At 65.2% G+C, this 12,228-nt stretch carries 12 protein-coding genes; 8 read left to right on the top strand and 4 right to left on the bottom strand.

The window, feature by feature from the left end; translation table 11 throughout:
- Positions 1–94: 94 nt before the first annotated feature.
- Complete coding sequence (locus tag AC2YJX_RS25535; protein ID WP_121507234.1) at positions 95–418, bottom strand: DUF3579 domain-containing protein; 324 nt, start codon at positions 416–418, stop codon at positions 95–97.
- A gap of 269 nt (positions 419–687) precedes the next feature.
- Between AC2YJX_RS25535 and AC2YJX_RS25540 the strand changes: the two genes are divergently transcribed.
- From AC2YJX_RS25540 to AC2YJX_RS25550, 3 genes are all read left to right on the top strand, one after another.
- On the top strand, positions 688–1,884 hold the full coding sequence (locus AC2YJX_RS25540; protein WP_436130522.1) for an aspartate aminotransferase family protein: 1,197 nt from the start codon (positions 688–690) through the stop codon (positions 1,882–1,884).
- A 25-nt stretch (positions 1,885–1,909) separates the two neighbouring features.
- Positions 1,910–2,830, top strand: a complete 921-nt coding sequence (gene argF / locus AC2YJX_RS25545; RefSeq protein ID WP_121507236.1) for an ornithine carbamoyltransferase — start codon at positions 1,910–1,912, stop codon at positions 2,828–2,830.
- A gap of 128 nt (positions 2,831–2,958) precedes the next feature.
- Entirely contained in the window at positions 2,959–3,537 is a 579-nt protein-coding gene (locus AC2YJX_RS25550) for an HD domain-containing protein (protein ID WP_487257647.1), read from the top strand.
- 42 nt (positions 3,538–3,579) lie between these two features.
- On the opposite strand, the gene AC2YJX_RS25555 is transcribed toward AC2YJX_RS25550, so the two are convergent.
- The 3 genes from AC2YJX_RS25555 to AC2YJX_RS25565 all read right to left on the bottom strand — a co-directional run bounded on the left by AC2YJX_RS25555 (position 3,580) and on the right by AC2YJX_RS25565 (position 7,376).
- Positions 3,580–3,984 carry a hypothetical protein gene (locus AC2YJX_RS25555; protein WP_431152200.1) on the bottom strand — a complete coding sequence of 135 codons (405 nt, stop codon included), beginning with the start codon at positions 3,982–3,984 and terminating at the stop codon, positions 3,580–3,582.
- Positions 3,985–4,054: 70 nt separating this feature from the next.
- Positions 4,055–6,253, bottom strand: coding sequence for a TonB-dependent receptor plug domain-containing protein (locus tag AC2YJX_RS25560; protein WP_487257648.1), 2,199 nt, complete (start codon positions 6,251–6,253; stop codon positions 4,055–4,057).
- A gap of 133 nt (positions 6,254–6,386) precedes the next feature.
- Positions 6,387–7,376, bottom strand: coding sequence for a GNAT family N-acetyltransferase (locus AC2YJX_RS25565; RefSeq protein WP_487257649.1), 990 nt, complete (start codon positions 7,374–7,376; stop codon positions 6,387–6,389).
- A gap of 193 nt (positions 7,377–7,569) precedes the next feature.
- Between AC2YJX_RS25565 and AC2YJX_RS25570 the strand changes: the two genes are divergently transcribed.
- The 5 genes from AC2YJX_RS25570 (at position 7,570) to kynU (ending at position 12,218) form a co-directional block, all read left to right on the top strand.
- Entirely contained in the window at positions 7,570–8,226 is a 657-nt protein-coding gene (locus AC2YJX_RS25570; RefSeq protein ID WP_228899793.1) for a response regulator transcription factor, read from the top strand.
- Positions 8,223–9,650: a sensor histidine kinase gene (locus AC2YJX_RS25575; RefSeq protein ID WP_487257650.1), complete on the top strand. Its 1,428-nt coding sequence runs from the start codon at positions 8,223–8,225 to the stop codon at positions 9,648–9,650. Before AC2YJX_RS25570 ends, AC2YJX_RS25575 begins: the two co-directional genes overlap by 4 nt.
- Positions 9,651–9,682: 32 nt before the next feature.
- A complete protein-coding gene (locus AC2YJX_RS25580) occupies positions 9,683–10,042 on the top strand; it encodes a YkgJ family cysteine cluster protein (RefSeq protein WP_487257651.1) in 360 nt (119 codons plus the stop codon).
- A 123-nt stretch (positions 10,043–10,165) separates the two neighbouring features.
- Positions 10,166–10,819 carry an arylformamidase gene (gene kynB / locus AC2YJX_RS25585; RefSeq protein ID WP_487257652.1) on the top strand — a complete coding sequence of 218 codons (654 nt, stop codon included), beginning with the start codon at positions 10,166–10,168 and terminating at the stop codon, positions 10,817–10,819.
- 88 nt (positions 10,820–10,907) lie between these two features.
- Positions 10,908–12,218 (top strand): kynureninase, encoded by a 1,311-nt coding sequence (kynU, locus tag AC2YJX_RS25590; RefSeq protein WP_487257653.1) that lies wholly within the window; start codon positions 10,908–10,910, stop codon positions 12,216–12,218.
- Positions 12,219–12,228 lie beyond the last annotated feature (10 nt).

Here is a 12,228-nt window from a genome sequence, read left to right on the forward strand (position 1 = left end):
CTTTGCGGCAGCCCATGCTGAAATCCGTGAGAGAGCCAGCGCAAAGGCCGACAAAGACACCCCTGGTCCGCAAGCGGTCAGGCCACAAGCCGGCTCAGAGCTTGGAGGACGGGGGATCGGGCAGCAGGCAGGCTTCAGCCACCTGCAGATTGTTGTCGCGCGCGAAATTGATGACGAAATCCCAGGCCATGGGCTCGTGGCCCTGCAGGTCGCGGTGCACCACCACACATTTCACGCCATTGAGCGTGGTGGGAATGCACCAGGGCGAGTAGCTCAGATGGCTACCAGGGCGCGCTCCGCCGGGGCGGAAACTGCTCATCACCCCGGCCAGCCGCTCGGCCCAGTCGCTGGGGCGAAAGGTTTTCCCATCGTGGGTGATGCCCTGAATGAAGACTTCTTTGGAGGAGGGGGAAACCATCGGGGATTGGAGTGGTAGTGAGCGCGCCAGACACAGGATCACTGCATGCTGCACCGCAGCGCGACATTCTAACTCTTATATAAGAGCTGACTCCCTAAACCCTGCGTCGGGCTGCACATAGGGGCCAAAACTCAGGTAGTGCCCGCATTGCAGTGATGCGCAATCTTCAACAGCCATGCACCGGGCTCCCCCTAGAATCGTGCTTCGCTTTTTCGGGTTTCATACAGGCCACAAGCCAACCCATCACCGCACCGTCTGGAGATTTCTGCATGACCGCTACCACCCCGGCAGCTTCGCCCCACGTGATGAACACCTATGGCCGCGTACCTATCGCGCTGGCCCGTGGGCAAGGCTGCCGAGTCTGGGACGTGAACGGCAAGGAATACCTCGATGGCCTGGGTGGCATCGCCGTGAACACGCTGGGGCACAACCACGCCAAGCTGGTGCCCGCGCTGCAAGACCAGATCACCAAGCTGATCCACACCTCCAACTACTACCACGTGCCGCTGCAAGAGCAACTGGCCGCCAAGCTGGTGGAGCTGTCGGGCATGCAGAACGTGTTCTTCTGCAACTCGGGCCTGGAAGCCAACGAAGCCGCGCTCAAGATCGCGCGCAAGTTCGGCGTGGACAAAGGCATCGCCAAGCCCGAGATCGTGGTGTACGAGAAGGCCTTCCACGGTCGGTCGATTGCCACCATGTCGGCCACGGGCAACCCCAAGATCCACAGCGGCTTTGGCCCGCTGGTCGAAGGTTTCATCCGCGTGCCCATGAACGACATCGAGGCCATCAAAAAGGCTACCGAAGGCAACCCCAATGTGGTGGCCGTGTTCTTTGAAACCATCCAGGGCGAAGGTGGCATCAATTCGATGCGCGTGGAATATCTGCAGCAGCTGCGCAAGCTGTGCGACGAGCGCGGCTGGCTCATGATGATTGACGAAGTGCAGTGTGGCGTGGGTCGCACCGGCAAGTGGTTTGCGCACCAATGGGCAGGCATCGTGCCCGACGTGATGCCCCTGGCCAAGGGCCTGGGCTCGGGCGTGCCGATTGGCGCGGTGGTGGCTGGCCCCAAGGCCGCCAACGTACTGCAGCCCGGCAACCACGGCACCACTTTTGGTGGCAACCCCCTGGCCATGCGCGCAGGGGTCGAGACCATCCGCATCATGGAAGAAGAAGGCCTGCTGCAAAATGCGGCCACGGTGGGCGACCACCTGCGGGCAGCGCTGCAGCGCGAACTGGGCAGCCTGCCCGGCGTGAAGGAAATTCGCGGCCAGGGCCTGATGCTGGGCATCGAACTGAACAAGCCCTGCGGCGCACTGATTGGCCGCGCTGCCGAAGCCGGCCTGCTCCTGTCGGTGACGGCCGACAGCGTGATCCGTTTGGTTCCCCCGCTGATCCTGACCACCGCCGAGGCCGACGAAATCGTCGCCAAACTGACCCCGCTGGTCAAAGCTATCCTGGCCGAGTAATCGGCCGGCACCGAGACACAAGCCCATGAAACACTACCTGCAGTTCAACGACCTCACCGCCGACGAATACACCTACCTGTTCGAGCGTGCCGCGCTCATCAAGAAGAAGTTCAAGGCCTACGAGAAGCACCACCCTCTGGTAGACCGCACGCTGGCGATGATCTTCGAGAAGGCCAGCACACGCACGCGCGTGAGCTTCGAGGCCGGCATGTACCAGCTCGGCGGCAGCGTGGTGCACCTGACCACCGGCGACAGCCAGCTGGGCCGCGCCGAGCCGATTGAAGACAGCGCCAAGGTCATCAGCCGCATGGTGGACCTAGTGATGATCCGGACCTACGAGCAGGCCAAGATCGAGCGTTTTGCCGCCAACTCCCGCGTGCCGGTCATCAATGGTCTGACGAACGAATACCACCCCTGCCAGATCTTGGCGGACATCTTCACCTACATCGAGCACCGCGGCTCCATCCAGGGCAAGACGGTGGCCTGGGTGGGCGACGGCAACAACATGGCCAATACCTGGCTGCAGGCGGCTGCGCTGCTGGGCTTCAAGGTGCATGTGAGCACACCCCGTGGCTACGAAATTGATGAGAAATTGGCTGCTGGCGCAGGTGGGACAAGCGCAAGCAGCTATCAATTTTTTAGCAACCCGCTTGAAGCCTGCCAAGGCGCCGACTTGGTCACTACCGATGTGTGGACCAGCATGGGCTACGAGGCAGAAAACGAAGAGCGCAAAAAGGCGTTTGCCGACTGGTGCGTAGACGCCGAGATGATGGCCGCCGCCAAGCCTGATGCGCTGTTCATGCACTGCCTGCCTGCGCACCGGGGCGAGGAAGTCGAGGCGGATGTGATCGACGGGCCGCAGTCGGTGGTGTGGGATGAGGCAGAAAACAGGATGCACGTGCAGAAGGCACTCATGGAGTACCTTCTGCTCGGCCGCATAGCCTGATTTTTTGGCTCTCCATGCCTTGGCGTCGCCAGCCCGCCCACAGCGCTGAACTGCTGGCACACTGGGCATCGCTGGGCCAAGCACTCGGCCGGGATACACCGGCGTGGCGTAAAGAGGGGCGACGGCTTGTGCTCAGTTGGGCTCGCTGGCCGCGCGCCTACCACGACACCACCCACCTCTGGGCCTGCCTGCGGCATTGGCACGCGGTGCAGGATCAGCAACCCGCCGCACTCGACAACCCCCACGCTGTTGCGCTGGCCCTGTGGTATCACGATGCCATTTACTGGCCGTGGAGCAAACACAACGAAGAGCGCAGCGCCGACTGGGCAAGCCGCTTCATCCTGGGCCAGGGCCTACCCGCCACGCTGGCGCAAACCGTGCACCAGCACATCCTCGACACCCGCCACACCCCCGGCCCACTCACGGGCGATGCACAGTGGGTGGTCGACATCGACCTGTCCATCCTCGGCCAGAGCGACGCGGTGTACCGCCAGTTCGAACGCAATGTGCGGCGCGAATACTTTTTTGTGCGCTGGCCGCGTTATGCGGCGGGGCGCAGTGCGGTGCTGCAGGGGTTTCTTGACCGGCCGCGCATTTACGGCAAGGAACTGCTTTACCAACGGCACGAAGCCCAGGCGCGCACGAACCTGAGCCATGCGCTGGAGGCGCTGACCGAAGGGCGGCTCTACGGCCCGGAGACAAAGTAACGCGCTGTACCGGAAACCAGGGTCGGGCGTGACAGCGCTACATCAGTCGCAGGACTGAAAGCGCTTGCATTCCGGCACTGCGTGAATGCTGGTCAGCGTATTTTCACCATCGATATTTCGGGCCGTGAACTTAACCCACGCCCCCTCGGGAATGTCAGCCAGAAGCTCCCTGTCGCGCACCGTGAACGTCTGCGTGGTGAACGGAATCTTGGAGCGCGGCAGCAGCTTCAAACGCACCAGCAGTCGGCCGTCCCGATCAGGCTGAACGGACACTAAGCGGGCCCGCGTGAAAACCGGTTCTGCCGTGGCAGCGCCTTGATCAACCTGCTTTGCAGAGCCAAACGGTGCGGCGACTGCGTCGGCCACCATGGCACAGCACAGCGACGCTGTGACCACAAGTACAGAGAGTTGGCTAGAAACTGCTGCAAACCTCGTTCCTGTTTTCATACTGACCTTTCTCGCTCACTCGGCTGACTGAGAGCGCTGACGGACGCTACACCACCGTTGCGCAGCGAGTTCAAAACTGCGTCCCTACGGTCAGGTACGCACGCGGCGTCCACTGCATGCTGCTGCGGCTGACCACAGGCACCGCGCCCGAAGCATCCACGCGATCTCGGCGGAAGTGCGCGTCGCCCACGTTGTACACGCCCAGCCGCCAATATCCCAGTCCGCGTACCAGCTGCCCCACGTAGAAGTCCAGCATGGCGTTCGCGCGGTTTTGGCCGGTGAGTGTGGAGTTGATGTCCTGGTCGGCACGCCCGGTCATGGTCAACGTGGCGCCGCCATACCAGCCGCCGGTGCGCGGCATGGGTTTGGCAGCGGTCAGCGTGGCCACGTAGCGTGCCTGCCCGGGGATGCGCCGCCCTTCATTGGGCCCGCTGGTCATGCGCGATTGCAGCAGGCTCGCGTTGGCCGACAGCGTCCAGTCGCGTCCCAGGCCCAGCCAAGCGAGCCCCGTGCGGGCATCCGCTTCCAGGCCCCAAACCATCGCGTCGCCCACGTTCGCACGTTGCTCTACCCATCGCGATCCGTTCAATTGCAGCGTGGGCGCCAGCACATCGCTCATCTGCCGCACAAACAGGTTCAGGCCTGCGTGGCCGTTGGTCAGGCGCCGCTCGAAGCCGGTGTCCAGCGTCCAGGCTACCTGCGGGCGCAGGTTGGGGTTGCCGATGGTGTCGGGGTTGCCCAGGCTGTTGCTGCCCTGACTGGGGATGACCCGGTCCACCAAGTCCCACACGCGCGGCAGCTGGGTGACGCGGGCGAGGTTCACACGCCACTGCAGGTCGTCGGACAACGGCGTGCGGGTGTGCAGCGATGGCTGGAGGATGTTCCACTGCTTGCTGCCCGCCACTGCCGAGCTTCCCCCGTTCAGCTCCACACGCTCGCCGCGCAGGCCCAGCGTGAGCGTGGTGCTGGCCGGCAGCTCCCATTCGTTCTGCCCCCAGACCACCCACCGGCGGATGCCAGCGTCCAGGCCCGAGTTCACCGGCAGGGCGCCGCTCGCGGTGGTGCTGACGAAGAGTTTGCGGTCTTCAAATTGCGCCCCGGCACTCCACAGCAGTGCATCGGCCGTGCCGGTGAGCTTGCTGCTGAGGCTCCAGACATCCTCGCGCCGGTCGTCCACAAAGCTGTAGCTGTCGGTGACCACTGCACCGCCCGCGCCAATGTTGCGCAACAGATCTCCTCTGCGGTCCACGGTGTCGCTGGCCCGGCTGGCGGTCAGCGTGGTTTCGAGCTTGCTGGCAGCAAAGCGGTGTGTCCAGTCGGCGGCTGCTTGCAGATAGCGACGGTCGTACTGGTGCGACTCCTGCGAGTTCAGGGCATATGTGCCATCGCCACTGCCCACGCTGTCGGCTGTGCCGCCAAAGTCAGCCTTGCTGAGGGTTGCCCGCAGCGTCACCTGGTCTGCCGCCCCCAGCTTCCCGCTGATGCGCGGCACCAGCGCGTAGTCGGTGCGCTTGTAGCGGGCGCTGGTGTCGGACTGCGCCACGTCAGCCCCGTCACGCTGCGTGCTGCGGTGCGTGTCTGAACCCAGAAGCAGGCCTGTTGCAGACGCAGCGACGAAGTACGACCAGGGCTGGCTGGCCTCCGCTTCGCGAGGCTCGTCGGCGCCCGTGGAAGTTGGCCCCAAGGGGCCGGTGCGCGAGAAAAACGCCTGCCCCGCATTGCGGCCCCACACGTGGTTGTCGGTCAGGCGCAGCGTGGTTTCACGCTTCACGGTGGCCTGGCGCAACACGATGTTGAGCGTGCCACCCGTGGCGCCCGAGAACTCTGCGCTTGGCGCGCGCACCACCTCGATGCGTTCGATCAGCTCGGGCGGCAGCTGGTCAATGGGCAGCTGCGTGCGCTTGCCGCCCACGCGCTGGCCATCGATGAGCAACTGCGTGGCACCGCGCTCCATGCCACGCATGCGGATCTCCACGCTGCCGTCAGCACTTGGCGTCACCTGCACGCCTGGCAGCTGGCGCAGAACATCGGCCACCGAGAACGCGCCCATTTGCTCGATGTCGCTGCGGTCCACCACCACCAGCGACCCGGCTGCAAAAAAACGCTGCTCCAACGACCTGCGTGCCGTGACCGTGACGCCATCAAGCGATGGCGTAGCGCCGCCCGTTCCCTCCGGCGTACCCTGCGCCCATGACGAACTCCCTGCCGCAGAGGCCAAGCACGTCGCCCAGATGGCAATGCGATGGCTGTTGTTTATTGTTTGCTTCATAGACGCCCTCTCTGCGCCAGATTGTCCGAGGGCAGGGCTTAAGCGCAGCCTAAGACCTATGCCTGTGCCCCTGGGTGTCGCTGAACTGCAGCATCCACGCGACAGGTGATTCCGGAGCCAACGCACGCCGCGACTACAGCTTGGGCACCTCCAGCGGCTTGCGGTAAATCGTGTTGCGCTTGACCACCTGAAATCCGCAGTCCGCATACACACGATTAGCGCCCGTCAGGTTCTCACCGTCCACCGCCAGCGCCGACTCGGCCATCCCTTCGTCGGCCAACAGGCGGAGGCTGCGGGCGATCAATGCCCTTGCAAGACCGCGTCTGCGCCACTTGCGCCCCACGCTGATGAACTCGGTGTAGCCCCGGCGCCGTGACAGATGGTGGTTCTCATCCTCGTTGATATACGTGCGGACCTGGCCTGCGACCTCATTGCCGTCCCACGCCACCTGCCAGCGCGCGGGCTGGAAAACCCAGCTCTCCAACCAAGTGTCGTAGTCACGAGGCAACGGCGGTGCCATGCCCCAGTGGTCTTCAAACGCAGTGTGGTGAGCGTCCCAGATGGCGCGGTAGTGCTCTGGAAAAACGGGCCGCAGTTCCAGCCCTTGCGGCAGGGGAAAGTCCGGCGCAGCATGCAGTTCGGTATTCAGCATTTCGAAGAAGTACCGCATCGGCGCATAGCCTCTGGCCTGCAGCAGCTTCGCGCGCGCTTCCTCGCCTTGCTGCACATAGGCATGGTGCACGTGCGGGCCGCCCGGCTGCTGCGCTGCCACGGTGTGGTGCCGCCGCTCAATCCAACCTTGCAGCACACGGCCAATGCCGCGCCCGCGCCAACGCCCGGGCACAAAACCGATTTGCGCGTGCAGCGTCAACCCGTCGGCCTGGGTAAACCGCCAGCACCGGCCATAGCCCACCAGCTCGCCATCCAGCTCGGCCATGATTGCGTCGTGATACGGATCACAGTTGGTGAAGGCGGCGTAGTCGCGTGCCAGGTCTTCGGGCGCGCGGCGTGCGAGCACCCCGTCTGCATCAAAGCTGGCATTGGCCACCTCGGCCATGGCCGGGAAGTCCGATGGGCCACAAAACGGCCGCAGCACCAACCCAGAAGGGGCCGATAAATTCATCGTCGATTGGTCATCACCCACAAGAGCATCCTCCCCAGCTTCTTCCATTCATTCTTCTTCTCCCTCAAACGTCGGTGCGCGAGTCACGTTGGGCTGCGCCCGCTGACATTGTGCAAACCACAGCCTTAACGCCAGCCAAAGACACCGCTTCAGACAACGCCCCGCAGGCTTCGCACCCGCCACAATCGCACCCATGCACATCCTGCTCATCGAAGACGACCTGGACCTGGGCCGTGCGCTGCAGTCCGCGCTGAAGGTGGAGGGCCTGACCAGCGAATGGCTGCGCCGCACGGTGGATGCCCCGGCCACTGTCGATGCCACCACCATCGACTGCGTGCTGCTGGACCTGACGCTGCCCGACGGCAGCGGCTTCGACCTGCTGGCACGCTGGCGGGCGCAGGGCGAGCAGGTGCCCATCATCGTGATCACCGCGCGCTCGGCCGTGGAAGACCGGCTGGCCGGGCTGGATGGCGGGGCCGATGATTTCGTGGTCAAGCCTTTTGCTACGGCCGAACTGCTCTCGCGCATCCGCGCCGTGCTGCGCCGCAGCGCCCGCCAGGCCAGCGAGCGCTGGGTGCTGGGCGAGCTGGTGATCGAGCCGCGGCGCCATGCCGTGCAGCGCAATGGCACGGTGCTGGATGTGTCACCGCGCGAGTTCCAGCTGCTGCTGGAGCTGGCGCGCGAGCCGGGCGTGGTGGTGTCCAAAAGCCTGCTCTCGCAGCGGCTGGACCCGCTGGGCGAGCCCGTGGACTTTGGCGCCATCGAAGTGCATGTGTCCAACCTGCGGCGCAAGATCGGGGCGGAGCTGATCCGCACCGTGCGCGGCGTGGGCTATTTGCTGCAGCCATGACACGCCCCTTCTCTCTTTCACGCCATCTGCAAACTACCTGGACCAAGCTGGCCGAGCCCACGCTGGTGCGCCGCAGTGTGGTGTCGGTACTGCTGGCCTTTGTGCTGGTGTGGGCGGTTCTGCTGGCCTACATCTTCGTCACCTACAAGCATGCTATTGCCAATGACCCAGGGCTTCAAAAGTATGGCGATGCGCTGCTCGTATCGCTACAAAACATTGCAGACCCCGGGCAAGCGGCCGCAGCTATTGCATCTACCGAAGCATGGACGTACATACGGCGCAGGCAAGGCGGTGTTTTTCCTGGCAAGACGTTGCATGCACTCAGCGATGCGGCGGGGCAGCCGGTCTATACCTCGCCTGAGCTAAAGGACCTGACATTGCCTTCCGCGCAACCCACAGCAGTCGGCGTGATCATTGAAACAAGCGCGGGCGGCAGCGTTTATCGAATCTATACGGGCCGCAACGCCCGGTGGGCCTTGCAGGTGTTTGAGCCCAAACGCACGGATTCAGCGTTTTTGGCCTACAACGGCCGATTCATCCTTCCCTATCTGCTACTGGCCATGCCGTTCGTACTGCTTCCCGTCTGGCTCTCGGTGCGCAATGGCCTGCGCCCCTTGCAACGACTAGCACGCCTCATTGCCCAGCGCGGCAAGGACGACCTGCAGCCTGTGGGCTTCAACGCCCGCCACCGCGAACTCAAGCCCCTGGAGCAGTCACTGGACCACCTCTTCGCCCAGTTGCGCCAGAAGGTGAAGCGCGAGCGCGCCTTTGTGCAGGACGCTGCGCACGAGATCCGCACGCCGCTGGCCGTGATCACCGCCCAGGCCCATGTGATGGCCCGCTCGCCCATCGAAGAGGAACGCATGCAGGCCCAGGCCCACCTGGAGCAGGCCATCGCCCGCACCTCGCACCTGGCGCAGCAACTGCTGGACCTGGCCGCGCTGGACGACGCCCAGCGCCCCGCCCCGCGCGACCTGGACGTGGCGCAGTGGCTGCGTGGCGCGCTGGCGCAGGCCGCGCCGCAGGCGATGGCACGGCAGATCGAGCTGTCGCTGGACGCGCCCGACACCCTGCCCGCCCGGCTGGACCAGCCTGCGTTCGAATCCATCGCCCACAACCTCATCGACAACGCGCTGCGCTACACGCCCAACGGCGGCAACGTGGCGGTGGCACTGTGGCGCGAGGGCACGGCGCTGCACCTATCGGTGCAGGACGACGGGCCGGGCATCGCGGCCACCGAGCAAACGCATGTGTTCGAGCGCTTCTACCGGGGCCTGGGCCATGCCGCCAACGGCTCGGGCCTGGGCCTGGCCATCGTGCGGCAGGCGGTGCTGCGCATGGGCGGGCAGGTGCAGATCGGTGCGGGCCTGAACGGCCGGGGCGTGGGCTTTTTCGTTAGCATTCCTCTCCCGCACAGCGCCTGACGGCCCCGCCGCAGGCCCACCGCCCGCCCCGCATGTCCGACGACGCGACCACGATGACCACCGCCGATTCCACCCACCCGTGCCTGAGCTGCGGCGCCTGCTGCGCCAGCTTTCGTGTGGACTTTGCCGTGTACGAGATGCAGGCAATGGGCGGCACGGTGCCCGACGGTCTGGCCCTGGATGTGAACGGCAGCACCTGCCGCATGCGGGGCACGGAGCAGGTGCCCATCCGCTGCGTTGCGCTCACCGGCCAGGTGGGCCAGCAAGTGGCCTGCAGCATCTACGAACTGCGCCCGGCACCCTGCCGCGAGTTCGCGGCGGGCGACCACGCCTGCCACAAGGCGCGTGCGCGGCACGGGCTGGCGCCGCTGGCGGAAGGCACCGGCATGTGAAGTGACACCCTCCAGCAGCCGGGCTACTGCCGCATCAAAGTAGTTTAGGCTTCAACAAAAAATCGACCAGGTGTTGGAAATAACCGACACCACGGGTTTTTCGGGACATGCAAACTTTGTCCCATGTCAACGCCCTCCTCCCCCACCGCCCGCCGGCTTTGGGACATCTCGCCGCCCGTGCACGCGGGCAGCCCCGTATTCCCCGGCGACACGGCCTACAGCCAGCAGTGGTGCGCCACCATCGGCCCCGGCTGCCCGGTCAACGTGAGCGCGATCACCATGTCGCCCCATGTGGGCGCGCACGCCGATGCGCCGCTGCATTACGACGCACAGGGCGCCACCATCGGTGACGTGTCGCTCGACGCCTTTCTGGGCCCCTGCCGCGTGATCCACGCGATTGACTGCGGTCCGCTCATCTCCTGGGAGCACATCGCCCACGCAGTGGACGGCACCCTACCGCAGCGCGTGCTGGTGCGCACCTATGAACACATGCCTGTGGACCGCTGGGATGCCCAGCTGGCCGCCTATGCGCCCGGCACCATCGAACGCCTGGCCGACTTGGGCGTGCTGCTGGTGGGCATCGACACCGCCAGCATCGACCCGGCCGACAGCAAGACACTGGAGAGCCACCAGGTCATCCGCCGCCGGGGCCTGCGCGTACTCGAAAACCTGGTCCTAGACGCCGTGCCCGAGGGCGACTACGAACTCATCGCCCTGCCGCTCAAGCTGACCACGGCCGACGCGTCGCCCGTGCGCGCAGTGCTGCGGGCGCTGTAGCCCAAAAATTTCAAGCTTTTTTGGCATCTACCGCTCGTCCATCATACGGTAGCAGCTATCAAAACAGAAGCAAACCACTCTGAACACCATGACCACTACCTTGCAAGACTGCCGCGCGCTCGACGCGCAAGACCCCCTCGCGCCGCTGCGCAGCCACTTCGCCCTGCCCCCGGGCGTGATCTACCTGGACGGCAATTCGCTGGGTGTGGCCCCCAAGGCCGCCGCCGCGCGCGTGGCCGATGTAGTCACCCGCGAATGGGGCACGGACCTCATCAAATCGTGGAACACCGCCAGCTGGTTTGACCTGCCCCAGCGCCTGGGCAACCAGCTCGCCCCGCTGATTGGCGCGGGCAAGGATGAAGTGGTGTGCACCGACAGCACCTCCATCAACCTCTACAAGGTGCTGAGCGCGGCGCTGAACATTGCGCGCGAAGACAGCCCCGCCCGCAAGCGCATCGTGAGCGAGCGCAGCAACTTCCCCACCGACCTCTACATTGCCGAAGGCCTGTGCAAGGAGCGCGGCCTTGACCTCGTACTCGTGGAGCCTGAAGAGATCGCCGCAGCACTCACCGGCGACGTGGCCGTGCTGATGCTCACGCACGTGAACTACCGCACTGGCGCCATGCACGACATGGCCGCCATCACCGCCGCCGCGCACGCCCAGGGCATTTTGTGCGTGTGGGACCTGGCGCACAGCGCGGGCGCGGTGCCGGTCGATCTGAACGGCGCAGGCGCGGATTTCTCGATTGGCTGCGGCTACAAGTATTTGAACGGCGGCCCCGGCGCCCCGGCCTTTGTGTGGGTGCACCCGCGCCATGCCAGCCGCTTCTGGCAGCCGCTGTCCGGCTGGTGGGGCCATGCGGCACCTTTCGCATTCACGCCCGACTACCAGCCAGCGCCGGGCATCACGCGCTACCTGTGTGGCACGCAGCCCATCATCAGTTTGTCGGCCCTGCAATGCGGGCTGGATGTGTTCACCGCCGCACAAAGCCTGGGCGGCATGGCCGCGCTGCGCGCCAAGTCGCTGGCGCTGACCGACCTGTTCATCCAGCTGGTGGAAGAGCGCTGCGCAGGCCACGGCCTGGGCCTGGCCACGCCGCGTGCGCATGCCCAGCGCGGCTCGCAGGTATGCCTGACGCGTGACGAAGGTGCGGGCGTGAACGGCCAGGACAGCGGTGCCTACGCCATCGTGCAGGCGCTGATTGCGCGCGGCGTGATTGGCGACTTCCGCAAGGGAGACGGCGGCACGGGCCGCCACAAGGACATCCTGCGGTTTGGCTTCACGCCGCTGTACCTGGGCTTTGAAGACGTGTGGAACGCCGTGGAGCACCTGCGCCAGGTGCTGGAGAGTGGCGAGTGGCAAAAGCCTGAGTTCAACCAGACGCACGCCGTCACCTGATCGGAAAGGC

This window comes from Acidovorax sp. SRI_002 (assembly GCF_057586455.1).

Excerpts from the sequence above, each read along its gene's own strand:
- AC2YJX_RS25535 (WP_121507234.1), bottom strand. The coding sequence starts at position 418 with ATGGTTTCCCCCTCCTCCAAAGAAGTCTTCATTCAGGGCATCACCCAC.
- AC2YJX_RS25540 (WP_436130522.1), top strand. The coding sequence starts at position 688 with ATGACCGCTACCACCCCGGCAGCTTCGCCCCACGTGATGAACACCTAT.
- argF (WP_121507236.1), top strand. The coding sequence starts at position 1,910 with ATGAAACACTACCTGCAGTTCAACGACCTCACCGCCGACGAATACACC.
- AC2YJX_RS25555 (WP_431152200.1), bottom strand. The coding sequence starts at position 3,984 with ATGAAAACAGGAACGAGGTTTGCAGCAGTTTCTAGCCAACTCTCTGTA.
- AC2YJX_RS25560 (WP_487257648.1), bottom strand. The coding sequence starts at position 6,253 with ATGAAGCAAACAATAAACAACAGCCATCGCATTGCCATCTGGGCGACG.
- AC2YJX_RS25565 (WP_487257649.1), bottom strand. The coding sequence starts at position 7,376 with ATGAATTTATCGGCCCCTTCTGGGTTGGTGCTGCGGCCGTTTTGTGGC.
- AC2YJX_RS25570 (WP_228899793.1), top strand. The coding sequence starts at position 7,570 with ATGCACATCCTGCTCATCGAAGACGACCTGGACCTGGGCCGTGCGCTG.
- AC2YJX_RS25575 (WP_487257650.1), top strand. The coding sequence starts at position 8,223 with ATGACACGCCCCTTCTCTCTTTCACGCCATCTGCAAACTACCTGGACC.
- AC2YJX_RS25580 (WP_487257651.1), top strand. The coding sequence starts at position 9,683 with ATGTCCGACGACGCGACCACGATGACCACCGCCGATTCCACCCACCCG.
- kynB (WP_487257652.1), top strand. The coding sequence starts at position 10,166 with ATGTCAACGCCCTCCTCCCCCACCGCCCGCCGGCTTTGGGACATCTCG.
- kynU (WP_487257653.1), top strand. The coding sequence starts at position 10,908 with ATGACCACTACCTTGCAAGACTGCCGCGCGCTCGACGCGCAAGACCCC.